26 protein-coding genes are annotated in these 24554 nt (G+C 53.4%); 18 read left to right on the top strand and 8 right to left on the bottom strand.

The annotated features are described in order from the left end of the window. The first annotated feature begins 142 nt into the window (after positions 1–142). A complete protein-coding gene (locus KBY85_RS03370) occupies positions 143–442 on the top strand; it encodes a hypothetical protein (protein WP_254960140.1) in 300 nt (99 codons plus the stop codon). A gap of 329 nt (positions 443–771) precedes the next feature. Continuing rightward, entirely contained in the window at positions 772–927 is a 156-nt protein-coding gene (locus KBY85_RS03365) for a hypothetical protein (RefSeq protein WP_161956093.1), read from the top strand. 81 nt (positions 928–1008) lie between these two features. Here the strand turns inward: KBY85_RS03365 and KBY85_RS03360 are convergent, their stop codons facing one another. Then, complete coding sequence (locus tag KBY85_RS03360; RefSeq protein ID WP_106501395.1) at positions 1009–1230, bottom strand: hypothetical protein; 222 nt, start codon at positions 1228–1230, stop codon at positions 1009–1011. Between the two features lie 604 nt (positions 1231–1834). Between KBY85_RS03360 and KBY85_RS03355 the strand changes: the two genes are divergently transcribed. Further along, positions 1835–2296: a hypothetical protein gene (locus tag KBY85_RS03355; protein WP_254960139.1), complete on the top strand. Its 462-nt coding sequence runs from the start codon at positions 1835–1837 to the stop codon at positions 2294–2296. A gap of 20 nt (positions 2297–2316) precedes the next feature. Here KBY85_RS03355 and KBY85_RS03350 read toward each other — a convergent pair whose 3' ends face one another. Beyond that, on the bottom strand, positions 2317–2526 hold the full coding sequence (locus KBY85_RS03350; RefSeq protein WP_254960138.1) for a hypothetical protein: 210 nt from the start codon (positions 2524–2526) through the stop codon (positions 2317–2319). 960 nt (positions 2527–3486) lie between these two features. Here KBY85_RS03350 and KBY85_RS03345 point away from each other — a divergent pair. The 3 genes from KBY85_RS03345 to KBY85_RS03330 all read left to right on the top strand — a co-directional run bounded on the left by KBY85_RS03345 (position 3487) and on the right by KBY85_RS03330 (position 6765). Then, on the top strand, positions 3487–3774 hold the full coding sequence (locus tag KBY85_RS03345; protein WP_254960137.1) for a hypothetical protein: 288 nt from the start codon (positions 3487–3489) through the stop codon (positions 3772–3774). Between the two features lie 518 nt (positions 3775–4292). Continuing rightward, complete coding sequence (locus KBY85_RS03335; protein ID WP_254960135.1) at positions 4293–5369, top strand: DMT family transporter; 1077 nt, start codon at positions 4293–4295, stop codon at positions 5367–5369. An 886-nt stretch (positions 5370–6255) separates the two neighbouring features. Further along, positions 6256–6765 (top strand): recombinase family protein, encoded by a 510-nt coding sequence (locus tag KBY85_RS03330; protein WP_254960134.1) that lies wholly within the window; start codon positions 6256–6258, stop codon positions 6763–6765. Between the two features lie 250 nt (positions 6766–7015). Here KBY85_RS03330 and istB read toward each other — a convergent pair whose 3' ends face one another. Continuing rightward, positions 7016–7885: an IS21-like element helper ATPase IstB gene (gene istB, locus KBY85_RS03325; protein ID WP_315859553.1), complete on the bottom strand. Its 870-nt coding sequence runs from the start codon at positions 7883–7885 to the stop codon at positions 7016–7018. Beyond that, positions 7885–9240: an IS21 family transposase gene (istA, locus tag KBY85_RS03320; protein WP_254960133.1), complete on the bottom strand. Its 1356-nt coding sequence runs from the start codon at positions 9238–9240 to the stop codon at positions 7885–7887. Before istA ends, istB begins: the two co-directional genes overlap by 1 nt. A 1263-nt stretch (positions 9241–10503) precedes the next feature. Between istA and KBY85_RS03310 the strand changes: the two genes are divergently transcribed. Both KBY85_RS03310 and KBY85_RS03305 read left to right on the top strand, forming a co-directional pair. Further along, positions 10504–10794 carry a hypothetical protein gene (locus KBY85_RS03310; protein WP_254960131.1) on the top strand — a complete coding sequence of 97 codons (291 nt, stop codon included), beginning with the start codon at positions 10504–10506 and terminating at the stop codon, positions 10792–10794. 42 nt (positions 10795–10836) lie between these two features. After that, positions 10837–11733, top strand: coding sequence for an HNH endonuclease (locus KBY85_RS03305; protein WP_254960130.1), 897 nt, complete (start codon positions 10837–10839; stop codon positions 11731–11733). A 224-nt stretch (positions 11734–11957) separates the two neighbouring features. Here KBY85_RS03305 and KBY85_RS03300 read toward each other — a convergent pair whose 3' ends face one another. Beyond that, positions 11958–12173 carry a hypothetical protein gene (locus KBY85_RS03300; RefSeq protein WP_254960129.1) on the bottom strand — a complete coding sequence of 72 codons (216 nt, stop codon included), beginning with the start codon at positions 12171–12173 and terminating at the stop codon, positions 11958–11960. 118 nt (positions 12174–12291) lie between these two features. On the opposite strand from KBY85_RS03300, the gene KBY85_RS03295 reads away from it, so the two are divergent. The 5 genes from KBY85_RS03295 to KBY85_RS16045 all read left to right on the top strand — a co-directional run bounded on the left by KBY85_RS03295 (position 12292) and on the right by KBY85_RS16045 (position 20080). Then, positions 12292–14190 carry a type I restriction-modification system subunit M gene (locus KBY85_RS03295; RefSeq protein WP_254960128.1) on the top strand — a complete coding sequence of 633 codons (1899 nt, stop codon included), beginning with the start codon at positions 12292–12294 and terminating at the stop codon, positions 14188–14190. Then, positions 14183–15352: a restriction endonuclease subunit S gene (locus KBY85_RS03290; RefSeq protein WP_254960127.1), complete on the top strand. Its 1170-nt coding sequence runs from the start codon at positions 14183–14185 to the stop codon at positions 15350–15352. Before KBY85_RS03295 ends, KBY85_RS03290 begins: the two co-directional genes overlap by 8 nt. Further along, positions 15352–18321 (top strand): type I restriction endonuclease subunit R, encoded by a 2970-nt coding sequence (locus KBY85_RS03285; RefSeq protein ID WP_254960126.1) that lies wholly within the window; start codon positions 15352–15354, stop codon positions 18319–18321. The genes KBY85_RS03290 and KBY85_RS03285 overlap by 1 nt, the downstream gene beginning before the upstream one ends. Beyond that, a complete protein-coding gene (locus tag KBY85_RS03280) occupies positions 18318–19025 on the top strand; it encodes a M48 family metallopeptidase (protein WP_254960125.1) in 708 nt (235 codons plus the stop codon). The genes KBY85_RS03285 and KBY85_RS03280 overlap by 4 nt, the downstream gene beginning before the upstream one ends. Positions 19026–19612: 587 nt before the next feature. Further along, the gene (locus KBY85_RS16045; protein ID WP_396121806.1) at positions 19613–20080 is read left to right on the top strand and encodes an SHOCT domain-containing protein; all 468 of its coding nucleotides are present in this window, start codon (positions 19613–19615) and stop codon (positions 20078–20080) included. Between the two features lie 629 nt (positions 20081–20709). Here KBY85_RS16045 and KBY85_RS03275 read toward each other — a convergent pair. Continuing rightward, positions 20710–20919, bottom strand: a complete 210-nt coding sequence (locus KBY85_RS03275) for a hypothetical protein (RefSeq protein WP_254960124.1) — start codon at positions 20917–20919, stop codon at positions 20710–20712. 201 nt (positions 20920–21120) lie between these two features. Continuing rightward, complete coding sequence (locus KBY85_RS03270; protein ID WP_254960123.1) at positions 21121–21372, bottom strand: helix-turn-helix domain-containing protein; 252 nt, start codon at positions 21370–21372, stop codon at positions 21121–21123. Positions 21373–21762: 390 nt separating this feature from the next. Here KBY85_RS03270 and KBY85_RS03265 point away from each other — a divergent pair, with 390 nt between their 5' ends. From KBY85_RS03265 to KBY85_RS03250, 4 genes are all read left to right on the top strand, one after another. Then, positions 21763–22110 carry a hypothetical protein gene (locus KBY85_RS03265; RefSeq protein ID WP_254960122.1) on the top strand — a complete coding sequence of 116 codons (348 nt, stop codon included), beginning with the start codon at positions 21763–21765 and terminating at the stop codon, positions 22108–22110. A 127-nt stretch (positions 22111–22237) separates the two neighbouring features. Beyond that, positions 22238–22453 carry a hypothetical protein gene (locus KBY85_RS03260; protein ID WP_254960121.1) on the top strand — a complete coding sequence of 72 codons (216 nt, stop codon included), beginning with the start codon at positions 22238–22240 and terminating at the stop codon, positions 22451–22453. 9 nt (positions 22454–22462) lie between these two features. Continuing rightward, positions 22463–22711 carry a hypothetical protein gene (locus KBY85_RS03255; RefSeq protein WP_254960120.1) on the top strand — a complete coding sequence of 83 codons (249 nt, stop codon included), beginning with the start codon at positions 22463–22465 and terminating at the stop codon, positions 22709–22711. Beyond that, the gene (locus KBY85_RS03250) at positions 22711–23094 is read left to right on the top strand and encodes a hypothetical protein (protein WP_254960119.1); all 384 of its coding nucleotides are present in this window, start codon (positions 22711–22713) and stop codon (positions 23092–23094) included. Before KBY85_RS03255 ends, KBY85_RS03250 begins: the two co-directional genes overlap by 1 nt. 16 nt (positions 23095–23110) lie before the next feature. Here the strand turns inward: KBY85_RS03250 and KBY85_RS03245 are convergent, their stop codons facing one another. Then, positions 23111–23371 (bottom strand): Nif11-like leader peptide family natural product precursor, encoded by a 261-nt coding sequence (locus KBY85_RS03245; RefSeq protein ID WP_254960118.1) that lies wholly within the window; start codon positions 23369–23371, stop codon positions 23111–23113. A 544-nt stretch (positions 23372–23915) separates the two neighbouring features. Here KBY85_RS03245 and KBY85_RS03240 point away from each other — a divergent pair. Further along, positions 23916–24092, top strand: a complete 177-nt coding sequence (locus KBY85_RS03240; RefSeq protein ID WP_254960117.1) for a hypothetical protein — start codon at positions 23916–23918, stop codon at positions 24090–24092. Positions 24093–24554: the final 462 nt, after the last annotated feature.

Below are 24554 nucleotides of genomic sequence, written 5' to 3'. Positions count from 1 at the left end.
CGGTTCTCGTGGTGGGGCATCTCCAGGGGCTCGACCCAGATCAGGGATGGGAAATTTAGGCAACCGAAACCAAATCCAGATCAGGGAAACGACAAAAAGCGACCAAACCGTAGTAGGATTGTGAAGACTTCATAAGGCGACCATGTTATTAGGTATTTTTGGTTTCTTATTTGCGGCCCTTTCATTTGTTCAAGTCCCCCAATGGGACAACGACTGGACCAAATGCTCGGTGGCAGTTCCAGACACAGCTTGCCATTGGTATGTGGTCAACCCTGACAACACATTTGGCAAAGGATTCAGCTGGATCACCGCTCCTGAATACGACGTAACCGCGTTAAGGGACATCGGCATCCAACACGAGGTAACCATTGCCCAGGGCTTCCAAACGACTGTAGAACTTATGAATGCATCGACCGAAGTCAAGTACGGCGACAACTACTAAAGTCAAGTTTCAGACCAGAACTTAAAATAGGAACCCTATAATTTCATCGAGCGAGGCATCACGCCAAGGGGCTATATCTTGCAAAAGGTAAAAACCCGCCCTCCTACCCCGGCCTGTTAACGTTAAGAAACAGCAGAAAAAGATATTAGGCGCAGGATCTTGAGCATTCAAACCTCCCAAACGCACTGCAGCGCAGCAGAATCCAGCCCACTACTTAATTTCTTAAGGCCATGGGATGTGCTGAAATCCCATTTTGACGGCTTATGGGGTTATGGTTTGCAGACATTAATTCAGTCGTCCTTGCACTAGGGTGGCCTCAACACCCTGCCATGGACTCTTCAATTCTGTTTGCCTTAAACTGGAATTCGCTCGGCGAGCTAGCAACCGAAGACCTTGAGTATGTGCTCAACTCAATGGCCCATGCCATGGATTCAGGCAAAGAAGAGTTTTGTTCGCTTTACAGCAAAGTGAATGTCCGTGCTTGACTCGCAAAATCAATTCCGATTAGCTTTTGGCCCCCTGTACAAGCGGGTGGGAAACATGCAAGGTCTAAAATTACAAGGATATTACTTTTGACGCCTTAAGCAATTCGCAAGGTTCTCCTTGGCGATTGCCAGTGCCTCCTTACAGGTCTCCTTATCGTCCTTATCAATATCGCCCTGCTCGCCACGAAGACGTTGTTCTAGAAAATCAATTTCCTCCTGCCAGTGCTCGGCGCCCATATCAAAGACAGGCAGCTCCACATCATTGGCATCGTCGTCGACCAAAGAGAAATCGTCGTCCCTCATCTTAAGTAGTGATGGAATTCAACCCAAGGATGCCGCAGGAAGCAGGAAAAGGAAATCCCCTGTAAACCCACAGACCAGCTAATGCCATGAAGGAGCCAGCCCATGCCTCTTGCGGCAGGATGCGATCACCAACTCAATTCCACAACTGGCACTCAAAAACCTGCCAAAAACGCCAAAGAAGCAGGGTTCGCTCACAAAATCCCTAGCGCTTTCGACTCCGCCAGGGACATGCTTCTGCTTCCCGTCGCTCATCACGACTCACTAACGCTTTTAGGCGTTTACACTCGCTGCATAGAATATCGGCGCCTCCTGGACTGAATACTACCGTAGTTGTTTTAAGCCAAAAAATAATACGTCAGGAACCAAACTTCAGAACTACTTCGACAAGTAAAAACCCCACCAGGGCGACAAAGACAAGAAGGGAAGGGGCGAACCAGAGAAATCCATAGCGACTCCGCTGAATTCGTCCTTTCTAAAGCAAATTTACAATAGCACCGTAGCGATATATACAGCGAGAACCAGATGAATATTCCGCAGGCTTCTCCACCCTTGACCTGGCAACCCTCAATCCCCTGCCACACTACAACCACACGATCCAGCGGTAATGAGCGAACAGCCAGGCTCTCCAAAGCAGTTCGGCAGTCGCCTTGGCGAGGAGACGGTTGAAGAGAATAGGGAACTTCTTGCCAAAATTGGTAGCGATAGCATCCTAAAAGCACCTGCAATCGAAGGAAGCATATACTTCTATATCAATATTTGTGGCGATGGCACTCAACGCAGAGAGGAATTAATTGACGACCCAACTGCGCTAAATGCTGCGATTAAGAATCTTGCAATTGAGATAAAATACGAAAACAAACACCACCGATGGGTCGCCCAGCTACCCCAGGCATTAAAAATATTGGAATTTGCGGCAGAACACTTAAGCCTGAATAACAATATTACACCCGATAATCTTGGCATTAACGCTGAACTCAAATGGCGGGATGAGAAAGATTTTGAAAACATCATTCATCTTACGCAAAGCAAAGGCAATACTGAATGGCAGGTGTCACGATTTGCCTGATAGAGCCATAGCCTGCTTGGCTATAGGCAAGCAACGATTGTTAAGACGACCATTCCGATGCTCCAAAGCAGTTCGGCATCCGCCTCAGTGAGGAAACAATGAAACTGGTCTCTGAAATCCAGCATTTCCGCCAGCGCACCAATCCCCTTTAGCTGCAGGAGTAGGGGAAATTTTTGAAATCCGCCTGAAACCTTGTAAAAGCGGAGAGGGTGTCCGTCGAGTTCGGTCAAACCTGGACTCTCTCAGACGCTTTTGAGGTGTTGGGGTGCGATTTACCCCAACATTTACCCCATCATCAGTTTTCTTCCGTCAACTCGACGGAAGGGGCAAATCGACTGCCCCAGAGTGCATTTGGGCGACAATGCTACCCCAACATCTCTCACCCACCCTCAGGGCACCACCCCTGCTTGCCCATGCCATGCCGCCCACTGAGAGCACCGCTTGGTCAGATGCTCCCCTTGGTGAATCAGACCCTGGTGAATCGGAAGGATCAGCGCGTCTTGCAGTATCCAGACCCCGCGTAACTGGAACCTCCTGGGCAAGAGGTGCCGCCACTGCCTCCAGCAGGGAAGAACTGCTGCCCTGGTTTGGTGGCACGGCAATACCCGCTCCCCTTGTAACTAGATCCACCTGGGCAGGATGTCCCACCACTACCGCCAGCAGGGAACATCTGCTGAGCAAGGGCAGAACTGGTCATCAGAGCAAGAAATGTCAGGGCGCCCGTCAGACCAGTAGCAATGACGCTCTTCATCGGTGTTAGGGCAAAGAGAGAGGAGTGGGGCGTGAGCGACGGGAGAAAAACTTCCGCCCACTTCCTCGACCTATGGACGGGTCGAACTCCGCCATAGAGCGGTATTTGAGTCAGGCACAGGCGTTGAACGCGAGCAGCAGCAAGGTTTGTTCACAAAAAAATCCCTGGCGTGTTCGACTCCGCCAAGGACATACTTCCCGTCGCTCATGACGACTCCCCAACGCTATTAGGCATTTACACTCACGCCATGGGGTGATTGCCGAAGGTGTTCATGTGGACACCCTCAAGGCACTACCCACCCTCAGAACACCGCCCACCGCCATAGAGAGACACCTTCAGGAACCGACTCACAGGGTCGGACCCTGAAGGAGGTCTGGGTCGGCAGGACCATGCACCTGGTGGTGGACTGAACCAGAATGGAAGTAACAGTAAGAAACCAATGCCAGTAAGGATGCTGCTACGAAAATGGATGGGTATAGGACCAACATCAGGACCCATACGACCAAAAATCAAAGGAAAAACAGAACTGGTTCTCAAATCCCTGCTGGCAATCCACGAGAACATCACAGACCTTGGTGCCATGCAGGGATACGAAGGTCTCCCAGAACAGGTTGAGGAGATCTATTGGGAGATCTGGTCGCTACTGGAAAGGAAACCAGACCTCAGACATCCAGAGGAGGTGCTGGAAGAATGGATGGAGGACTACGCAACCAACCATCTGTACTGACCTCAAGGTCCGTGACCATGTGACGGACTGGTCAACCAATCAATCACCCATCAGTCAACCCCAAACTGGAACCGATAGAAGTCCTCAAGGGTGTATGAAAACCCTATGGAATGGTGTTCGTAAAGGTTGCTCGTGCGGACACACTCAAAGCACTACCCACCCTCAGGACACCGCCCAACCGCCACCTCCTGCCGAGCAACCCACTGAGAACACCGCTTGGTCAGGTGCTCGCCTTGAGGAATCAGACCCTGATGAATCGGACAGGTCAGCAAGGTGACGCAGTGCCTTCCCACCTCGTAGCGGAAGTGCTGGCAGGTGATGCAGACGCTTGAGGAGAGGGAGGGTTTGAGGACATTCCACTCAAGGAACTCCCATTCCTCAGCGGGAGCGGCAGGTGACACAGGGCGGACAGCAGGCATCACTGGCGTGTAAGTACATCTGTACTAGTTGCAAGAGTGGGGTGGGGTCAAGTGCTCCTGGAGTCAATCCAAGACAGGCACTGGATTTACGCTGGGGTGATGGACCATCGGAAACAAGGACTGCTTAAGGGTCTGCTTGCTGCGGTGACCTTTGGGTTGAGTTCTCCACTGATCAGCACCTTGATCTCAACAGGATCGCCGCTTTCCCTGGCGGGACTGCTCTACGGCGGATCTGCAATGGCGCTGCTAACGGCAAGAGCAGTGAGAGGGCAAAGCACTTCGGAGAGTTCGGTCAAACGCCAGGACCTGGGGATACTGGCGTTGCTGACCATGATTGGCGGCATCGCTGCGCCCATCTGCCTGGTGAGCGGGTTGGCGCTCCTGTCAGCAGGTTCTGCATCCCTACTACTGAACCTGGAGGCGGTCTTCACGATGGGAATCGCCATCCTGGTTGGCAGGGAACACCTGAGCGGCAAAGGCATTGCTGCTGCGGCACTGATCCTTGCTGGAGCAGTTGTCATCGGGGGCGCCAACGCTTCAGGAACCACCCTTCATGGAGCAGCGTTGATCGCCCTGGCGTGTCTTGGATGGGGCATAGACAACAACATCAGTCAGCGCCTGAGCATCAGGGACCCAATGCAGATCGCCCTGCTGAAATCGGTTGGTGCGTCTGTGCCGATGCTGTTGCTGGCAGGACTGACAGAGGCAAGGTTTCCAACGCCCATAGAGGTCGTGGTGCTACTGGCGATTGGTGGGATCGGATATGGACTCTCCATCTGGTTGGATCTGCTGGCGCTGCGGGAGTTAGGCGCTGCCAGGGAATCAGTGATCTTTGCGACAGCACCTTTTGTTGGAGCAGGTTTTGCTGTGCTTGCACTCAAGGAAGCAGTGAACGCCAACCTGATCGCATCAGGTGCCTTGATGATTGGCGGCGTTGTTCTGTTGCTCCAGGAAGACCACGCCCATTGGCACCGCCATGACGAGGTGTGGCATGAGCACAAGCACCTCCACAACCTTGGCGACCAGGACCCGCACCATGCTCACCAGCATCCCAATGGAGAAGCGAACGGGGTGCAAACAGATGGTCTCTACTGGCACTCGCATCCGCATCGGCACGAACCGATTGCCCATGCTCATCCACATGTCAGCGACGGACACCACCGTCACAAACACTGATCAAATGGTGTGACCGTCAACCCGACCAAAATCCAGAACCGTCGAGGGCAGACCCTCCTGTTCCGCTGCCTGGGCATGGGATTGGTGACGTCCGCTCCTGCACTCACCCGCTACCAACGAGGAACAGGCACCTACAACGGGCTGTGAGCACTACGGAATGATCGTGAAGGGCAACCAGTGGACATTCATGCAGCACCAGCAAACAAAGCGATGTCAGAGAGCACAGCAGAGGGAGTGATGAGCAACTCCCTTTGAATGCTGGTGCCCAAGCGCCACGAGGAATGAGCCTAGTCCTCGAGGGTCACAGGATCGTCAGGGTGAGGTGGGTGGAGACGACCAACAAATAATCAAGCAGGAAGTCAAAATGCCTATAAGGGAATCGAATAGGTATTAAGCATCATCCCTGGTTCATATGTGATGGATCATGCACCTGCGGATCTTATGGTGGACGCATAGGCATGAGGAACCATGGACAACCAAGGGTACACAAGCAATATGTCACTTGCATCTCACGCAAATGAAGCAGAGCACTGCCATATCAGGCGGAGCACTCAAGGGTGGTACTTGGTGAATGATGACCGTCTTCAGGAAAAAGAAAGGACAGTACCTACTGTAGAAAGTGCCTATTCAGTTTGTCACGATCTAAATAAGCGTTTTCGTGACTAAGAAAGTCAATCCCCAGAGACATCGGCAAGGGACCAAAGCGACGGGTGGATCGGGAGGAATTCGTCGCTGACAAACCCTTGCACAGGTCTCTGGGCTTCACCATCTCACTGGGAGGCAGCGTTTCGGGCAGCAGTTCTCAGTCGGTACGGGGAAAGGCGTTGCTGCCTTTGCGATGCCCCACCAGAGGTCATAGAGGCAGCGCACATCGTCCCTGTGAGCGATGACGGCAGCGACTGGGGTGGCAACGGACTCCTCCTCTGCCGCAATCACCACCCCCCTGGAGAAAGGGCATCAACTCCGCACCTGTCTTTCGGTGCTTCAGAAGGGGGACATCCTTGTGGTGTCGAAGTTGGACAGGTTGGGCAGGTCCCAGGTCGAGGTCATCAACCGACTCAACGAACTCCAACAGCAAGGAATCCAGGTAAAAACCCTGGACGGACTCATCGACACTTCTGCCCTAGGCAAACTTGCTCCACTTGTCGTGGGACTGCTCACTGGTCTATCTGAGGTGGAAAGGTCACTGATACAGGAAAGGAGCAGAGAGTCAGTCGAATACAGACGAAAGAACGGGGGGAACCTGGGAGGAAGACCCAAGACATCCAACAAAAAGGAGTCGATGGTCATCCGACTTCGTGGAGAGGGAGAGTCCTACAGGTCCATCCAAGAGCAGACAGGTCTTGCCCTTGCAACTATCACCAGCATCATCAAGGAGAAAGAGGTAGTTATATGAAGGAGACCATCGGAATCCTTGCGATTGGTATTCGGATTTAGTCATTCCCGAAGGTGTGTCAAGCGACATCGAAAACTGAGCCACTTCCGACATCGAAAACTGAGCCACCCCTGGGCTGTTGCGGGGTGTCGTTATCGGAGTGATTCCGCGTTGGCGGCGGCGGTAGTTTTTTTGTTTGTTCATGGTTTCGTGGCTGGTTACTGGGTTGTTTCTGTCGCTGGTGCAGGCGGTGTTGTTCTTGCTGTTTCCCTCAGTCCTCCTTGGTTGGCATCGGCGGCGAGGAGCCAACCGCCTGAGTGCGGAACAGCCCGGATCTGCGCTTCTCCCTGAGCCGGTAGCTATCGCCGCGGATCGTCACCACATGGCTGTGATGTAGCAACCGGTCGAGGATCGCGGCGGCTACCACCTGGTCGCCAAACACTTCGTCCCACTCCTCCACCGGCCGGTTGGAGCTGATCAGCACGCTGCCCTGCTCGTAGCGGCGTGAGATCAGCTGGAAGAACAGGTGCCCTGCCGCCGGCTCCAACGGCAGATAGCCCAGCTCATCGATGATCAGCAGTTTTGACTTGGTGTACTGCGCCAGCCGCACTTCCAGCGTGCCCTGCTGCTGACCTTTGACCAGCGACCCGAGTAGCTCCATCGCCGTGGTGAACTGCACGGTGTAGCCCCGGGAGACCGCCTCGCGGCCGAGGGCCACCTCCAGGTGAGTCTTGCCCACACCGGGCGGACCCAGCAGCACAACGTTGTCGCCATTGGCGACCCAGCGGCAGGTGGCCAGATCGCGAATCTTGCCTGGATCAATCGAGGGCTGCGCCTCAAATTCAAATCCCTCCAGAGTGCGCACTAAAGGGAACCGGGCGATGGTCATGGCCATCGACAACCGCCGCTGCTCCTTGCTGGCCACCTCAGCTGCGCAGAGCCAGGCCAAGGTTTCGCGCAGATTTAGCTGCCGGCGTGCCGCTTCCTCCAGCAGAGCGTCGAGCTGCTCGCGGATTGCCCCCAGCCGCAGCCGGATGAGCATTCCATCGAGTTCCTCCACCATCCGTGCGATGTCGGTTGACTCAGCTGTGGGGAGGCCGGTGGCTACTGCCGCTGTTGTAGCTGGCTTGCTGCGTGCCATCAGCCCACCTCCGCTATGGCGGCTGCGTAGTCGCTCAGGGGCCGGGCCAGCGCGGAGCGCCGCACCGCATCTAGCAGCACCACCTCAGCGACGGCACCGTTGCCGCTCTGGGCTGCATCGATCGCCCGCTGAGGCACCAGGCCGGCCCAATGGCCGGCGATCACCTGACGAGAGCGCTGGTTGGCGATTTGGCGGGAATGACGCGCCACGATGCAGCCCGCTTGGCGGATCACCACCTGCTGGTTGCGGATCTGCACCGTGACGTTTTGGCTCACCAGGGCCGCCGGCACGCTGTACCAGTTGCCTTCCACTTGCACGCAGCAGTCCCTGGCGACACGACGGCTGAATTCCTGCTCCGCCAGGTACGACGGCTTGCCGTTCAACGGCAGCAGCGCTGCTGCCTCCTCCCTCTGAAACCTCTCCAGCGGTCGCTCACCGGTGGTGCCGTGGATGCGCACGTCGGCGATCTCGCGGTTCCACCACTCCAGATGGCTTTCCATTTGGCCCCAGGTGTCAAAGCGGTGACCGGCCAGTCCGCCACGTTTCACATAGCCGACCCCGCGCTCGTCCTTGCCTTTTGTCTGCGGTCGGTGCGGCCAGCAGGCTTTAGGTGTGAACCCCCAGTGGCGTGCAAAGGCAGCAAAGGTGGGGTTGATCACCAGCTCGCCCGTTCTGGGGTTGTTGAGCGTGACCAGCGCCTTGGCGTTGTCGACCAGCACCTGCTCAGGCACACCGTCCCAGTAGCGGAACGCTTCCTCCAGCGACTGCAACCAATGGCGTTGCTGCTGGTGGCGAAACACCCGCACCACCTGGCGGCGCGAGTAGCCGAGGGTCAGTACACAGATGTGCACTTTGGTGCGCACCCCGCCAATCTCTACCCACAGCTCACCAAAGTCAGCCTGCAGCTGTTTGCCTGGCCGGGTTTCGTAGCGCACCGTCGCTTGACGGCTCTGGCGCAGCGCTTCTCGCCACGTCTGCACCGCTCGCTCGACGGTGCGCAGGCTCACCCCGATTCCCTTCTGTTTCAGCAGCTCTTGCCGCACCACCTCGGCGTTGCCGTGGTGCTGCTCAAACGGCTGCTGCAGCCACTGGCGATGCTCATCAAGTCGCCCTGGACGGTTGAGGGTGCTGTATGGCTGCCACTCATCGAGCCGCAGGTAGCGATCCAGCGTGTTGCGGGACATCCCCAGCTCCGCCGCAATCCGCCGCCTGCTCCAACCGCGCTCTAGCAGCTGGCGCATCACCAGCACCTCCTCCGGCGTCTGCATCGCACCTTCCAGGTCGATCAAACCCCGTGATGCATGGCCCTGCCCACTCAAGGCAACGCCAAAGCCCACACCCGCCGTTGATGGCACTGCCTTAGCCCGCTCCGGCTCGAGCGGAACAAGGACAACCCCAGGTGGATTAGTCGATGGATCGTCTGAAAAGTGGCTCAGTTTTCGTGTCGCCTCTGGCTCAGTTTTCGATGTCGCCTGACAGGTGTTCATGCAGACACACTCAAGGCACCTCACCCACCTTCAGGACACCAACCAACCGCAACCTCCTGCCGAGCAACCCACTGAGAGCACCGCTTGGTGAGGTGCTCCCCTTGAGGAATCAGACCCTGATGAATCGGACAGGTCAGCAGGGTGACGCAGTGCCTGCCCACCTCGTAGCGGAAGTGCTGGCAGGTAATACAGACGCTTGAGGAGCGGGATGGTTTGAGGACATTCCACTCAAGGAACTCCCACTCCTCAGCGGGGGTCGCAGGTGGCACAGGGCGGACAGCAGGCATCACTGGCGGGTAGATACACCTGTACTAATCGCGGTCGGGTGGCGGGGTCAAGGAGTCCATTGAGTCCCTTATCGCAAAGGCATTCGCCAACAGAGGGAAACATCTATACCATTCTCAAAAGACCCAACAAGACCAGATGAAGCGCCTGTTGCTACTCGCCCTAACCGTTGCGACGTTGCTGACGGGCACGACTGTTAGCGCCCACTGTGACGGCAAGCACGGACATCAGGACACCACGACGCAGGAGAGCGGGAGGCAGCGAGGGTGAGTGCCCCCAACCACCAAAACCTTCGGGGGCAGAACCTCCTATTCCGCTGCTTGGAAACGGGGTTCACTACCACCGCGCCTGCTCTTGCTCGTTACCAGCAAAGACGCGGGATTGACCCATCACGCAGGGAACTGGTGGGTGAGCGACCTGCCAACTGGGTTCGCTCCGCACCAACCACACCCTGTGAGCACTGCGGGATGGTCGTGAAGGGCAACCAGTGGGCATTCAGGCAGCACCAGCAGACCAAGAGGTGTCAGAGGGCGCAGCAGAGGGAGTGATGAGCAACTCCCTTTGAATGTTGATGCCACGCCGCTGCTCTGTGCCAGAAAGAAGTGGTGAATGATGGTTTCACCTCATCAAAGAAGCGAAATAGTCATACAGCGGTACCTGAGGCGGGGCATCGAGACCACTGCTTCGGTTAGGAGGGGCAGTGCCCAGGGAGGATCAAGAAACATATTGACAAACTACCGTCGCAGAATTAGTATCGAACATAGTTATAAACTAATAATGAAACTAAGATTTTGGTTGACAGGTCAGGCGCTTACTGCTGTCGTTGCAATCGCTCCAATTAGCGCCATGGCGGGAACCATTGCATACGTTGGAGGAGGACTACTTAGCGGAAGCGTTGAAGCATGCCTAAAAAATATGAAGACAGCAGGGGACAAGAATGGATTTACAGAATCACAAGAAACAATAATGAGTGACAACAAGAAGGAGGGAGATTTCCATGCTGATCACAAAGATTCGCCAATGCACTTCACTGGAAGTTGTGCTCCAAATGCGGGAGTTTGGTCCATAGGTGTTAGCGGTATTGACAATGATAAGACTTTTGAAATGTACGGCAAAGTATGGAAGGCAATTCCATGAATATTTTTCATCGATGACTGCGATTCGGGGCACCATTAGAGAATGACCAGTCCCGAAGCGATCCAGGCGGAGCGCCAGAGGCGTTCAGAGATGTGGGATGCCGTTCAGCGCATCCAGCAGGAACGCCCACTCACTGCTGATGAGGTCCGTGAAATCGGTTGCTACAACGGCGCTCGTGGCATCTGGCGAGACAAGGGATCCACTGCCCACCTGAGCGAATCAGGCAATGGTGTCTGCGTGGGTATCAGCAGTAGGGGCAAGTACGAGGACGAGATCGGGGAGGAGACGGGCACCTACGACTACCCAGCAACCCAAGCAACGACCTACGACAAGGGGGACATTGATGCGATGAGGGCGGCGTTGTTCTTGGGGATGCCCCTCTTCCTCATCCGTGACACCAATGCCAAGGGGGATCTGGTCCGAGGCAAGGGACCAAGGCGGCGGGTGGATCGGGTGGAGTTCGTTGCTGACGACCCGTTGAGCAGGTCTCTGGTCTTCACCTTCTCAACAGGGGGCAGAAGTGACTACCTACTGCCTGAGGACGAAGAAGGGTCGTGCTTTCAGGTGCGGGAGACGAAGCGAAAGCACAGCAACTCCAAGAAACGCAGTCAGGCAGCGTTTCGGGCAGCAGTCATCAATAGGTATGGGGAACGGCGCTGCTGCCTTTGCGATGCCCCGCCAGAGGTCATAGAGGCAGCGCACATCGTCCCTGTGAGCGATGACGGCAGCGACTGGGGTGGCAACGGACTCCTTCTCTGCCGCAATCACCACGCCCTGTATGACCTGGGGAAGTGGTGCCTGGATCCAGAGCAACTGGAGGTGGTTCCCGCTTCTGGTCAAGACCTCAGCACTCTCCAGGTCCATCGCTCCAATGTCCGCCACCTGAAACAAGGTCCTGACCCAATGGCGCTTCAGTGGCGTTGGGAGAAGTGGTCTTGATGGACCACCTGAACTGGGGATACATCCAACTGGGTCTGGTCGCCCTGGTCTTTGGCGGTCTTCAGGTCTGGTGGATTAGCAGCATCTTTTGGAAGCGTGACCTGGCAAGACCACAAAGCGGTGGGGAGTTTCGCAAGTCACTTGAGCGGATCTGGAAGAAGGAACAGCGGCAGAGGTAGCAGCGCAATGGTTGCGGGTCTATCTGGAGCAGAGGGAAGAAGAACTCAGGCATCTAGAGGGGCATAACTCCCTAACTCGCTCTCACAGTCCTGGATATCCGCCAGCAGGTCACCCAGAAGTATCCGCACACTGGGCGCCTGCTCTGGGTTCCTTGAGGCATTGAGAGCAAGCACCGTGATGCGAGTGCTGATCTGTTCCAAGGTCAGCAGGGCACTCTCAAGAACCTCGCTGGAGGGAACGGAGGCAGTGAGGGCGGTCATCGTCAGAAGCGACTACTTCTCAGTGTTCCCACAGGCATCCACCAATAACTATGCGGGAACCGCATAACGGGCAAAACCCAGTCCAGCAGGCGAGAATGGGCGGAAGTGACCAGACCGAGTGACCGACTCAGCGACCTTCGCAACCCCCGAAGCAGACGAAGAAGAAACGGATGAAGACCTGGGTGGTCTGGATGACCTGCTGGCATCGCTGAGGTCTGATGAGGCACCTAAACCGAAGCGGGGCAGAAAACCCAAGGGCGGTGGCAATGGCGTTGCCCCTGAACCGACCTTCCAGATCGGGCAGAAACTAACCCTCTCCCAACTGGAGTCGTTCCTTTGGAAGAGTGCCGACATCCTGCGGGGAAGCATGGATGCCTCGGAATTCAAGGACTACATCTTCGGGATGCTGTTCCTCAAGCGTCTGTCCGATGCCTTTGATGAGGCAAGGGAGGGGGTGATCCAGTACTACCTGGATAAAGGCAAGACCCAGGAGCAAGCAGAAGAACTCGCCGACGACAAGGACGAGTACGACAAGACCTTCTATGTGCCAGAGAAAGGAAGGTGGGAGAACCTCAAGGACCTTAAGCACGACATCGGTGCCGAACTGAACAAGGCAACCGAAGCGATTGAGGAGCACAACCCAACACTGGAGGGGGTGCTGGTCTCCATTGACTTCAACATTAAGAACAAACTCAACGATGGCAAACTACGGGACCTGCTCTCCCACTACTCCAAGTTCCGCCTGAGAACGGAGGATTTTGAGCGTCCTGACCTCTTGGGTGCTGCTTACGAGTATCTGATCAAGATGTTCGCTGATTCTGCGGGCAAGAAGGGTGGTGAGTTCTATACCCCTGGTGAGGTGGTGAAACTGCTGGTGTCCCTGATCAAACCTCATGCAGGCATGAAGGTGCTGGATCCGACCTGCGGGTCAGGAGGGATGTTGCTCCAATCAAGAAACTACCTGTCACGACACGGGGAGAACGAGCAGAACATTCAGTTGTTCGGTCAGGAGATGAACCTGAGCACCTGGGCGATCTGCAAACTCAACATGTTCCTGCATGGGTTCTTCAATGCAGACATTCGCAAGGGGGACACTCTGGGCGAACCTCAGCATGTGGAGAATGGCGAACTGATGCGGTTTGATCGGGTGATTGCCAACCCTCCATTCTCCTTGAAGAACTGGGGGCGTGAATCTGCCGAACACGATGGGTATGGAAGGTTCCGCTACGGCATTCCTCCCAAGGATGCGGGTGATCTGGCATTCGTTCAGCACATGATCGCCTCACTCAATCAAGAGGGTGTCATGGGTGTGGTGGTCCCTCATGGTGTCCTATTCCGTGGTGGTCAAGAAGGTGAGATCCGTAAGGGCATCCTTGAAGACGATCTGGTGGAAGCAGTGATTGGTCTGCCTTCAGGGTTGTTCTATGGCACTGGTATTCCTGCAGCACTGCTGGTGATCAATAAGAACAAGGCAGTGGAGCGAAAAGGTAAAGTGCTCTTTATAAATGCCGAACTTGATTGTCAAGAAGGCAAGAATCAAAATATCCTCAGGGATTTGGATATTGATAAGGTTGTGGGATGCTTTGACGCCTACAACGAAATCAAGAGATTTTCACGGGTCGTGCCGATTGAGGAGATTCGGGAGAACGACCACAACCTGAACATCCGTCGTTACGCAGACACCTCACCACCACCTGAACCCTTTGATGTCCGTGGCATCCTTCATGGTGGAGTGCCGATCAAGGAAACTCAGAGTGACTACATCCAGGAGATTCTTGAAGGATTTGATGTGAGCGTGGTCCTGGTGCCGAAAGACGGGGAGTACCTGAAATTCAAAGATGACATCAAGGAGAAGTCCCAGATTCGCCAGCATCTGGGGAATGCTTCTGATGGGGTGATTCAGCAGTTTGAGCGGTGGTGGGAGAAGTACGGGGTCTCACTCGCCCAGATTGATGCAGAGGTCAAGGAATCAGAAGCAGTGATGCACGGGTTCTTGAAGGAGTTGGGTTATGAGTGAGCAGTGGAAACAAACGGAATTGGGAAAAGTTTGTGAAATTATTCTCGGACAATCCCCAAGTTCTGACACATACAATCAAGACAGGATTGGACTTCCATTCTTTCAGGGAAAGTCCGAATTTGGCACAAAATATGCACAGGCAAAGACTTGGTGCTCCGAACCGCTGAAGATCGCAAACAAGAACGATATTCTCATTTCGGTTAGAGCACCAGTAGGGGAATCAAATCTTGCCCCAGATTACTGCTGTATTGGAAGAGGACTTTCTGCCTTGAGGGCAGATCAAAAAAACCTGCTCCAAGAGTTTTTATGGCACCAAATTGAATTCAAAAAGAATTATCTCCAAGGAATTTCACAAGGAAGTACTTTTGACGCAATTTCAGGCAAAGATCTCAGCGAATTGGAGATAGACATCCCCCCCCTCCCCGAGCAGAAGAAGATCGCCGAGATACTCTCTGGGATTGACAAAAGCATAAGAAGACTGCGCCTCAAGAAAGAGAAGGTCAAATTCGCCAAGAGTGCAACTTCACGTCACATCTTCAAATCTCCGAAGGATTCAGAGCAAACAGCGACACAGGTCTCAGATCTTCAGTCACTCGCAAGCATTCCCATCTCCTATGGAGTGCTTGTACCTGACAACGTAACCAGGGACGAAGGAGTGCCAATGATCAAGATCCAAGACATCAACCAGGGCAAGATACAGACAGAGAAATTGTCCTATATCTCAAGAACTCTTCATGATAAATATGCGAAGACAGAGGTGAAGACTGGCGACCTGCTGATCTCGCTGATTGGTTCCATTGGCATTACGGCAAGAGTGCCTGATGCCCTTCAGGGCGCAAATGTCAGTCGCCAATTTGCCGTAATTAGAACTTCCAGTCCAGGAATTTCCGATTACCTACATTGCTTCTTAGGGGGCGCAGCGGCACAGGAAAAGATTTCTTTTCTTTCTCAAGGAAATGCACAGAAAGCGCTCAATCTTGATTCGCTTAGGGGTCTAGAGGTTCCCCTCAAGTCCAATACTGAGATGGATAGGGTTGTTCGCATTTGCCAAGCACTTGACTTGACCATTGAATCAATTTCAAAGCAAATAGATAAGGCGGAGAAGATTCGCATTTCAGTTATATCTGACCTCCTTTCAGGTCGCAAGAGGGTCATCATCTAATGGCAGGAGACGAGCGCCAATTTGTAGAGGCACCTGCCCTTGAACAACTCAAGGGTCTGCGATGGTCTCATCTGGATGGAACAACGCTTGTCCCTGAGAAGTCAAATCACCGCTCATCACTCAAGGATGTGGTGCTCACACCCAACCTTGAACAAGGAATCCAACGCATCAATCCCTGGATCAGCGAAGACAACCTCCGCAAGGTCGTCCGAGAAGTCACCCTGATTCAGTTCTCCACCTTGATGGAGTCAAACAAGTGGTTCTGGGAACGACTTACCCAGTACTTCAGCGTTGATCAAGACCTGGGCAGTGGTCGTCGTGGTCAGACCCTCAAACTGATTGACTTTGACAACCCAGAGAACAACGAGTTCCTCTGCGTTGATCAGTTCAAGATCCAGGGACCATCCCAGAACATCATTCCCGACATCCTGCTGTTTGTGAATGGATTGCCTTTAGGGGTCATTGAGTGCAAGTCGCCATTCGTGACCGATCCGATGGCAGAGGGGATCAACCAACTACGCCGTTACGCCAACCTCAGAAATCCAAGCGACACAGAAGGGTGCGAAAAACTCTTCCACTACAACCAGGTGATGATCTCCACCCATCGGGACGGAGCAAGGGTTGGGACCATCTCATCCCCAGTGGAGTACTACCTGGAGTGGAAGGACCCATACCCCACGGATGCCAAGGAACTGGGGTCCCCTGCCAATGCCCAACAACTCCTGATCCAGGGACTGCTGAAACCTCAGAACTTCCTGGACATCATCCAGAACTTCACGCTCTACGAAACAGAAAGCGGTCGCACGATCAAGAAGATTGCCCGTTACCAGCAGTTCAGGGCAGTCCAGAAGACCATTGAGCGTCTCAAGGCACCAGGCGAACGCAAGAGCAAGGGCGGGGTCATCTGGCACACCCAGGGTTCAGGCAAGTCCCTCACCATGGTCTTCCTCACCCAGAAGATCCGTCGTGACCCACTGCTACGGGACTACAAACTCGTCTTCCTGACGGACCGCACCCAACTAGACGGGCAACTGACTGCCACCTTCCGAAACGCTCAAGGAGAATCTGTCCTCAACGCTTCTTCGGTCAGTCACCTCAAGGAACTGCTTGCGAGGGACGCTTCTGATCTGGTCACCGCCACGATTCAGAAACTGCAGGAAGGGGACTTTGGGTACTCCTGTCTCAACGACTCAGATCGGATCATCGTGCTGGCAGATGAGGCACACCGCACCCAGTACGGAACCTTGGGTGCTGCCATCAACACCGCCCTACCCAATGCCCCCAAGATTGCCTTCACGGGTACTCCCCTGATCACCACAGAGAAGACCACTGGGGAGTTCGGGACCTACATAGACACCTACACGATTGAGCAAGCGGTCGCTGATGGTGCAACCTGCCAGATCCTCTACGAAGGACGGGAAGCAACCACAAAGGTCACAGGCGATTCGCTGGATGCCCTGTTTGATCGCTACTTCCAGGGCAAGACCCCAGAGGAAAAAGCAGCGATCAAGAAGAAATACGGCACCGAACGGGCAGTGCTGGAAGCACCCCAACGAATTGAGTGGGTGGCACTGGATTTGGTGGAGCACTACCGCAAGACGATCCTCCCCAATGGATTCAAGGCAATGATCGTGACCTCCAGCAGGGAGGCAGCACTGACCTACAAGCAGAAACTGGACCAGATACCAGGAGCACCCGAATCAGCAGTGGTGATTTCAGGTGACCACAACGACCGCCTGGAGATGCAGAAATGGACCAATCCTGCTGATCACAAGAAAGCAATTGAGAACTTCAAGAAACCCATATCAGAACACCCGCTATCCATCCTGATCGTCAAGGACATGCTGCTCACGGGGTTTGATGCCCCCATTGCTCAGGTCATGTACCTGGACCGCAAACTGACCGACCACACCCTGCTGCAGGCAATCGCACGGGTGAATCGGACCAAGGCAAATAAGTTCAGCGGGTACATCGTTGATTACTTCGGTCTGACCGACTACCTCGCTGATGCCCTCAAGGTTTTCTCCTCCACCGATGTCAAAGGTGCCCTCAGGAACCTGAAGGATGAGATCCCGAAACTTCAAGCAGCACACACCAGGGTCAAGCAACACCTCAAGGGTCTGAACCTCCAGGACATTGATGCCTGCATTGAGGCGATGGAGGACGAACTCAAGCGGCAGCAGTTTGAAGCGGATTTTCGGACCTTCTCCAAGCAGGTAGAGATCGTCTTACCTGACCCAGCAGCAACCCCCTTCCTGCCTGACCTCAAGGCACTGGGCAAGGTGGTCATCGGTTGCCGTAACCGCTATCGGGACGAGCAATTGAACATCGTGGGATGCGGGGAAAAGGTCCGTGCCCTCATTGAAGAGCATGTCCGAGCGACGGGCGTTGATCCACGAGTGCCGCCCACCAAACTCTTTGATGTGGAGTTTGAGCAGGTTCTCGCCTCCCAGACCAACGACAGAGCAAAGGCGTCCGAAATAGAACATGCCACAAAGCAGGTCCTGAAGGAGCGGATGGACGATGACCCCGAGTACTACCAGTCCCTGGCACTGCGTCTGGAGGAGATCATCCAAAAATGCCAGCAGAAATGGGAGGAACTGGTCCAGCAACTACTGCTGTTCCGTGACGGGATGGAGCAGGAGAAGACCCAGCAGAACGAGGACCTGGGACTGAGCGAGATAGAGGGACCCTTCTACAGGTCCCTGATGGCAGAAATCACCAAGGCATCAGGGGACGCAACCATGGACGAGGAAACTCACCAAAAGGTGCTGGATCTCACCAAGGAACTGGTGACCAAATTCCAGGAGGCAACTCAAATCGTCGGGTTCTTTGACAAGTGGGATGAGGTGACCCGAATCAAAAAGCAGATCAAGCACTCCATCCTGGATCAACCCTTTGGCGACAAGGCACTGGTTGATGCCGTGACCGAAAGGTTCATGGTCTTGGGCAAGAGGCACTTCAGGTGAGTGCTATCCCTGACGAGGTGTTAGGTCTGCGGGTGGAGGTTGTCCGATCCATCAGGCGGACTGCTGCTCTCCACATAATTGGAAGAGACTTGCAGGTGAGGGTCCCTGATCATGTGGGCGATGAACGGGTGGCAGCGTTCCTCAAACGGAAACGCCCCTGGATCAGAAGCAAGGTCGCAGAGATCCAACTCCTCCCCCCACATCGCACCAAGGAACTGGTCAGTGGTGAATCCTTCCCATACCTGGGACGGAACTACCGCCTCAAAGTTCAAGAGGGTCATCAGGTGGGGGTATGCCTCTCAGGTGGTTACCTCAGAGCAACTATCCGCCCAACAGAACAGGATGAGCATCAGGCACTAAGGATTCAGCAATATCTGCAAAACTGGTATCGGTCCAGGGCACTTGAACGTCTGCAAGACAAAACCAACCGCTATGCCAAGCAGATCGGGGTTTCACCAGCAGGAATCAATGTCCGCAACTTCAAGTCCCGTTGGGGGTCCTGCGACAAAAAGGGAGAGGTGGTCTTCAACTGGAACATCATCAAGGCACCGCACAGCATCGTGGATTATGTGGTGGTCCATGAGTTGTGCCACCTCATCCATCCGAACCACTCCAAGGACTTCTGGCAGTTGGTCGGTCGCTTTGATACGGACTACCTTGGGCACAGGCAATGGTTGAAGGAGAAAGGGGCGGGGTTGCTGTGAAGAACATAAAGAGCGTCTTCGTTGTAATGCGAGCATTATTATATTTTTTGTGTGCAATCCTTTACCTTGCCTTCTCTGGCAGCATTTCCCCCTGGATCCCAGCAATCACATTGCTGTATTGGTTTTTTAGAGGCACCTACGGACGACTTCGTGACGGCACTGGATATATCGCAACTACTTCTTATCAGATCGCCAATGCATCCGTAGTCTGTGCTAACGCAATTGTCTTGGCAGGTGCAATACATTCCGTCACCGAAGGACAATTTTACCAGAAGATGATTACAAGTATTCCCAATTACTGGGGCAGTCATCAACACATTCTAGGGTATCCAGCGGAAGCACTTGTCTTGACCTGTACTATATTGCTTCCATTTTCAGCAATGGTATTTTCAGGTGGTGCCATCACTTTTGTAGTCAAGTGCAAATGGTATGCGTCGTGGAAATTTAGGAGAGCGAAATCCAGATTTTTCAGGTACTAAACCCAAGCACTGCTTGAATCACAGCAATCCAGGACAGGGCGATCAAGGCAGGAAGATCAGTTCCAGATCCTGTAAGATTACGGGGAATACCTGTAATCTGCAATCGGCATGTTCACCCCATTACAACGACGAGCACTCTGCAACCCATTGCTTATAGGAATTACATCTGGATTGTGGGGTCCAATCCCAGTGTATTGGGGGATTCGTTTAAGGTCTTGGAGAATGTCGTTAATCCCACTTGCATTAACTTCACTATGGATTTTTTATGTTAATTCTAATTTTACCGAAATAACTGCGGAACAAAAAACCATATACCTATCCTGCGGTCTTGTAATATCAGGATTTTCTTCTTATATAGTTGCTCGCAGGATCAAGAATGAGTCATTCAAGAATATAGAGAGTAAATCCCCAAAGCAAGAAATGACACATTTAAGTCAAGTTGAATCAGGAGGCAGTCCCACATCATTGATTGATAAAATCAGTGTTGATTTAGAAAGAGTTCAAGAGATGAAGGACTCGGGACTAATTACAGATGAAGAATATTCTGCTATGAGATCAAAGATACTAGGGATTTAAGACTACAGAGTTTTTTATTAAACCTTCTTTGATCGGAACCTCGACTACTCTCAGTGTTGCACCCCGTTCTGCTGATGCAACCACTGTCAGAACCCACTACTGATTCGGTTTTATCCGAGAATCCATCAAGTCCTTGATGGGATCCAGAAAATCCAGCAGGTTCCCAGATTCATCAACGAGACGGTGAAGGGGACTGAAATTGACTGGTCCATATCGTGTATAATCGGAATATTATTCCATTATTCTTGCAAAATGACTTCAACTATCAAGGCATCAATTGGTTTTGCTTTAGCAATTGCTGGTCTGGGTTGAATTGGAGTAGGTCTATTGTGTCGCATAGGACCTAATACTAGTCCTTTGATTTTTAGGGATCCTGCTTTCTCACTCTTGCGTTCATTAAATGGGGTCTATTCATCACATTGTGTAAATCAACAGAACCAATAGAAATACAGGAAACCTTAAAGAATCCAGCAAGTCCAGCATCCATCCATCAGGATCCACCAATCGGTGCCTCTTGCCAGTGGTCTTGGCACGGTTCTGTGCCGTCTTAAAGGCACTTGGTTGGTGATGCGTTGAGGAGTAGTGATGCCACCAACCGAATTGGTCTTGGTATTGGATGCTTACTTTCATTATTGATTTAAGTCCAAACTGAATATCTCCATTTCATCTCCTTCAGGTTCTAACCATTCTGCAAACTCTTGAACGATGGCAAGGATGTCTTCCTCATCCAGCAATCCATCAATAATTCGTGAAATACTCCAATCCACGATTTGAGAAACAATCTCTTCCGTTGTGGGAGGGGTTTGCTTCCATTGCTTGCTGGAGAGAGGAGATTCCATCGTTCAAGCAGCAGGTTAAGCAGGATTTGGAGACCTTCTCAAGATTCTGGTGATTTGCACTAGGTGGAAGGCACCTCCGTTAGAGGTCTTAATACCTGTACCGATCCACACCCCCTCTGTGAACCGTCCTGGAGTGATGGGTGGGATATTTCCGAATTTCGGAATAGATGGGATTTGATAGCGGATAAGTTGCTGTCGTAACTACTCCTCAACAACCTCAAGCAAATCCTCAATCCCACAATCCAGCACCGAAACGATCTTCCCCGCCAGATCCAAGGAAAGTGCTGATGCCGCCTTCTGATCGTTCCGTGCCAGTCGGGTAATGGTCGTTGCTGCCACTCCTGCCGCCACTGCCAGGGCATTCATCGTGATTGCCTTCTCACCCGCCTCCGCACGACGCAGATTTGCCTTGGCGAGTGCCTTGGCGAGGGTAAGACGAACTTGCTTTGCCATAAGGAGCACAATACCTCAAGCACCCTGAAAGGGCAAAGCAGTGCTTGCTGACTATACTCCCGTGCCAGGCACAGTTACCAGAGTGTCAGGCACCAAACCTAAGCACTGCTTGAACCACGACAAACCCCACCAGAGCGACCAAGGCAAGAAGCGATGGAAAACCAGTTGCGACCATACCGACTCCGCTTACGACCCCATTTCTAAAGCAAATCTGAAATGATGCCGTATCGATACATACATTGGAATCCATCGGGGCATTTCGCAGGTTTCTGAGCGTAAAGCACCTCTTGCTCAGTTCCTTGTGCTATGATTACTGCGTTGAGAGCAAGAGGTTCATCAGAAACCCGCCCTCTCAACCCACTCACCAGCAACCCACAGAGGTTCAGACCAATGCCAACCGATTTCTCCACCATTGACCTTGCGACCCTCAATGCCGCCCAGGGCGTAATGGTTGCTGCTCTTCGTGACCGCTGCTGTCAGTGGGAACAGGATTCTGCTGATGCTGCTGCGGGCGGGAACCTCAGTGCTGCCTCAATGATTCAGCACTGGGCGTTTGCTGCTGACCTGCTTTCCACCACCATCAGCACTGAATTCACGAATCTGTTCTCCCAGGCACTCAATGCCCGCTTTGGTGACCTGACCCCGACCACTCACCGCTCAGTTGCCGATCAGGTGCTGGATGCGGTTGCCCTGGAGGTGGCAGCAGCACAGGAGGTGCCAGAACTGGTTGCCGTTTGATGATTTTCAAGTACTAAGCACCACACCTTGCTGATTTGGTGCTATGATTTCAGTGTTGAGGGGCAAGAAACTCAAAGCAGTTCGCCCCTCCAACCCTTTTCCAAGAAACCCACAGAGGTTCCCTCCGATGCTTCAGCAATCCATTCCCCGCCACTGGCACTTCACAACCCCTGAGCACGAGGGTCTTTCCATTCGCCTCTCACGCTTCACGGGTGAGTTTGACCTTTCCCGCCGAACCCAGGTTGATGAGATGTGCTGGCAGACAACCATCCTCTCCAGTCACCAGACCCTGGAGCAGGCAGTCACCGCCGCTGATAAGCAGGTGCTGGTGGCGTCACGATGAAAACCTTGAGTGCTGCTGGTGCTGGTGGAATCCCCTGCCACACTTCATTCACTCGCCCCAGCACAAATGAACGACCATCCCGATGCTCCCAAGCAGTTCGGCATCCGCCTCAGTGAGGACACGATGAAACTGGTCTCTGAAATCCAGCATCACCGCCAACGCACCAATCAACCCATCACCCTCGCTTCCATCGTGGAAGACGCCATTCAGTGTCACTACAACCGCTTGGTGAATGAGGGTGCCATCAAAAATGACTGATGACTCCACCGATCTCACCGTCTGACCTTCAGCGGGTTCTCAAGACCCTGCCGCCAGGAGCACCAGATCCATTTCCCCACTTGGCAGATCTCAATGCCGACCAACTGATTCAGCGGCGGGTGGAGGTCGCAAGCACCATCAAGACCCTGGAGCAGGAGCGGCAGGTGATTGACGCCGAACTGCTGAGCACCTTTGGCGATGCCGAACTCCGCTTTGGTGTTCGTGCCCCTGGTGGGTGGGTTCTCAAGCAGCGGTCACGAACCAGTTGGGACTATGCCCCTGAAGTTCGGGATGCCATCAAAGGTCTTCAGGGTCAGGCACAACGGGATGGGAGGGCACAACCGCTTGTGAGCACCTATCTCTGCCTGACCCAGGAGACCTGAAACTCACTGCCGAGGATTAGACGCCAAAGACCTGCTGCAGGTGGGCGATGGGATTGGCACCCTCCTCGCCACCAACAACCCAAAACTCAGTGCTGCCGCTTCTCAGCAGGGCACGGAAGTCATCAGCGTCAATCAAAATGCCGCAGTGCTCCGCTAAGACGACCATCTCTTCTGGGGTGGTGGCGGCATAGAACTCACGCCCCAACTCTGGGTCACTATCCATCCGATAGAGGAAGTGATCCAGGGCATCCAGTAGCGGTGAAGCGGAGCAATCCACTCAGGGTGCTCAAGAGGTAAATCCATTCTGAGCGAAGGCAGTATTTGGCAGCGAAAAACTTCACGGTACCAGCGTTAGACACTATAATTACAGTACTGAACTCCATAGAGAGTCGCTCTAATGCTCAAGACATCCAGCAACGGAACTCAGGCACCGACTGCCATCAAGTTCTCCCTGCGACCCACTGCCGAAACCCTGGCGGACTTGTCCCGTCCCATTGACCCACGGCACCTCAAGACCAGGAAGCAGGGGACAGCGACCCTGACCTACTGCCCTTGGAACACCATTGCCCGTCACCTTCACCATCGTGCCCCTGGTTGGTGTTGGGAGGTTCAGTCGGTTCAGGAGGTTGGCGGTGCTGTGGTGGTCACTGGGCGATTGACGATCCCTACTGCTGATGGAGATCTACTCCACTACTCAGCGGTTGCTTCGGAACCATTGGAGTCGGCATCCAAGGCACCTGCTGCTGAGGTTGCTGCTTCCTCTTGCTTGAGGAGGGCGGCAGCATTGGCGGGTCTGGGGTTGGAGTTGTGGGGTTGAACCAATGAGTATCAAGATCATCATCCAGTGGCAGGACCAGTTCGGCAAATGGCAGCAGTACCAGACCGTTCACCACGAAGGCAACGCCTATCAGATCGCAAAGCAACGGGCACGATCCACCGGTAAGCGACATCGACTGGTGGATCAATCAGGGGCACTTCTGGACTTGATTGATCCATAAGACCCCGTAGAGATGCCTACAAGGTGCTGAGGTGCCCTGCAGTCATGCCCTTGCCCGCTGTGCCCGAATGCCATCTCTCATGCCTATATGCCTCTTCTGGGGCAGAATTGAGGGTACTAATCAGACCGCTGAAATTCATCACTATTTCATGATAAATCATGCTACGCATGATTCACTACGTGAGAATTTATTATTCAGTTTTCAAGTTTCACAAGTCTATTGTAATGCAATTTACCGCTAATGTCAACACAGGACTTGACAAGATCTCATTTTGGCAGTAGAATAGGTTTGTTCCCGTTGAAGATAAGGACTGCGTACTTAAAGAACTCTAAGATATGCTAAGACTCTTAGGGACCAAATACCTCAAGATGCAATAGAGGAATGCCTAAGGCAATGCTCGAAGAGCATTCTATAGAGTTTTGAATAGAATCAAGACAGAATCAATCCAGAAATAGCAACCAA

The organism is Cyanobium sp. BA5m-10 (assembly GCF_024346255.1).
GTDB classification, from domain to species: domain Bacteria; phylum Cyanobacteriota; class Cyanobacteriia; order PCC-6307; family Cyanobiaceae; genus Cyanobium_A; species Cyanobium_A usitatum.
Note: the sequence above shows the minus strand (reverse complement) of the source record. Positions and strands in the feature narration are given on the sequence as shown.

What these genes read in the sequence shown, in the direction of transcription:
- KBY85_RS03370 (WP_254960140.1), top strand. Translation starts at nt 143, where the DNA reads ATGTTATTAGGTATTTTTGGTTTCTTATTTGCGGCCCTTTCATTTGTT.
- KBY85_RS03365 (WP_161956093.1), top strand. Translation starts at nt 772, where the DNA reads ATGGACTCTTCAATTCTGTTTGCCTTAAACTGGAATTCGCTCGGCGAG.
- KBY85_RS03360 (WP_106501395.1), bottom strand. Translation starts at nt 1,230, where the DNA reads ATGAGGGACGACGATTTCTCTTTGGTCGACGACGATGCCAATGATGTG.
- KBY85_RS03355 (WP_254960139.1), top strand. Translation starts at nt 1,835, where the DNA reads ATGAGCGAACAGCCAGGCTCTCCAAAGCAGTTCGGCAGTCGCCTTGGC.
- KBY85_RS03345 (WP_254960137.1), top strand. Translation starts at nt 3,487, where the DNA reads ATGCCAGTAAGGATGCTGCTACGAAAATGGATGGGTATAGGACCAACA.
- KBY85_RS03335 (WP_254960135.1), top strand. Translation starts at nt 4,293, where the DNA reads ATGGACCATCGGAAACAAGGACTGCTTAAGGGTCTGCTTGCTGCGGTG.
- KBY85_RS03330 (WP_254960134.1), top strand. Translation starts at nt 6,256, where the DNA reads ATGACGGCAGCGACTGGGGTGGCAACGGACTCCTCCTCTGCCGCAATC.
- istB (WP_315859553.1), bottom strand. Translation starts at nt 7,885, where the DNA reads ATGGCACGCAGCAAGCCAGCTACAACAGCGGCAGTAGCCACCGGCCTC.
- KBY85_RS03310 (WP_254960131.1), top strand. Translation starts at nt 10,504, where the DNA reads ATGGCGGGAACCATTGCATACGTTGGAGGAGGACTACTTAGCGGAAGC.
- KBY85_RS03305 (WP_254960130.1), top strand. Translation starts at nt 10,837, where the DNA reads ATGACCAGTCCCGAAGCGATCCAGGCGGAGCGCCAGAGGCGTTCAGAG.
- KBY85_RS03300 (WP_254960129.1), bottom strand. Translation starts at nt 12,173, where the DNA reads ATGACCGCCCTCACTGCCTCCGTTCCCTCCAGCGAGGTTCTTGAGAGT.
- KBY85_RS03290 (WP_254960127.1), top strand. Translation starts at nt 14,183, where the DNA reads ATGAGTGAGCAGTGGAAACAAACGGAATTGGGAAAAGTTTGTGAAATT.
- KBY85_RS03285 (WP_254960126.1), top strand. Translation starts at nt 15,352, where the DNA reads ATGGCAGGAGACGAGCGCCAATTTGTAGAGGCACCTGCCCTTGAACAA.
- KBY85_RS16045 (WP_396121806.1), top strand. Translation starts at nt 19,613, where the DNA reads ATGTTCACCCCATTACAACGACGAGCACTCTGCAACCCATTGCTTATA.
- KBY85_RS03275 (WP_254960124.1), bottom strand. Translation starts at nt 20,919, where the DNA reads ATGGAATCTCCTCTCTCCAGCAAGCAATGGAAGCAAACCCCTCCCACA.
- KBY85_RS03270 (WP_254960123.1), bottom strand. Translation starts at nt 21,372, where the DNA reads ATGGCAAAGCAAGTTCGTCTTACCCTCGCCAAGGCACTCGCCAAGGCA.
- KBY85_RS03265 (WP_254960122.1), top strand. Translation starts at nt 21,763, where the DNA reads ATGCCAACCGATTTCTCCACCATTGACCTTGCGACCCTCAATGCCGCC.
- KBY85_RS03260 (WP_254960121.1), top strand. Translation starts at nt 22,238, where the DNA reads ATGCTTCAGCAATCCATTCCCCGCCACTGGCACTTCACAACCCCTGAG.
- KBY85_RS03250 (WP_254960119.1), top strand. Translation starts at nt 22,711, where the DNA reads ATGACTCCACCGATCTCACCGTCTGACCTTCAGCGGGTTCTCAAGACC.
- KBY85_RS03240 (WP_254960117.1), top strand. Translation starts at nt 23,916, where the DNA reads ATGAGTATCAAGATCATCATCCAGTGGCAGGACCAGTTCGGCAAATGG.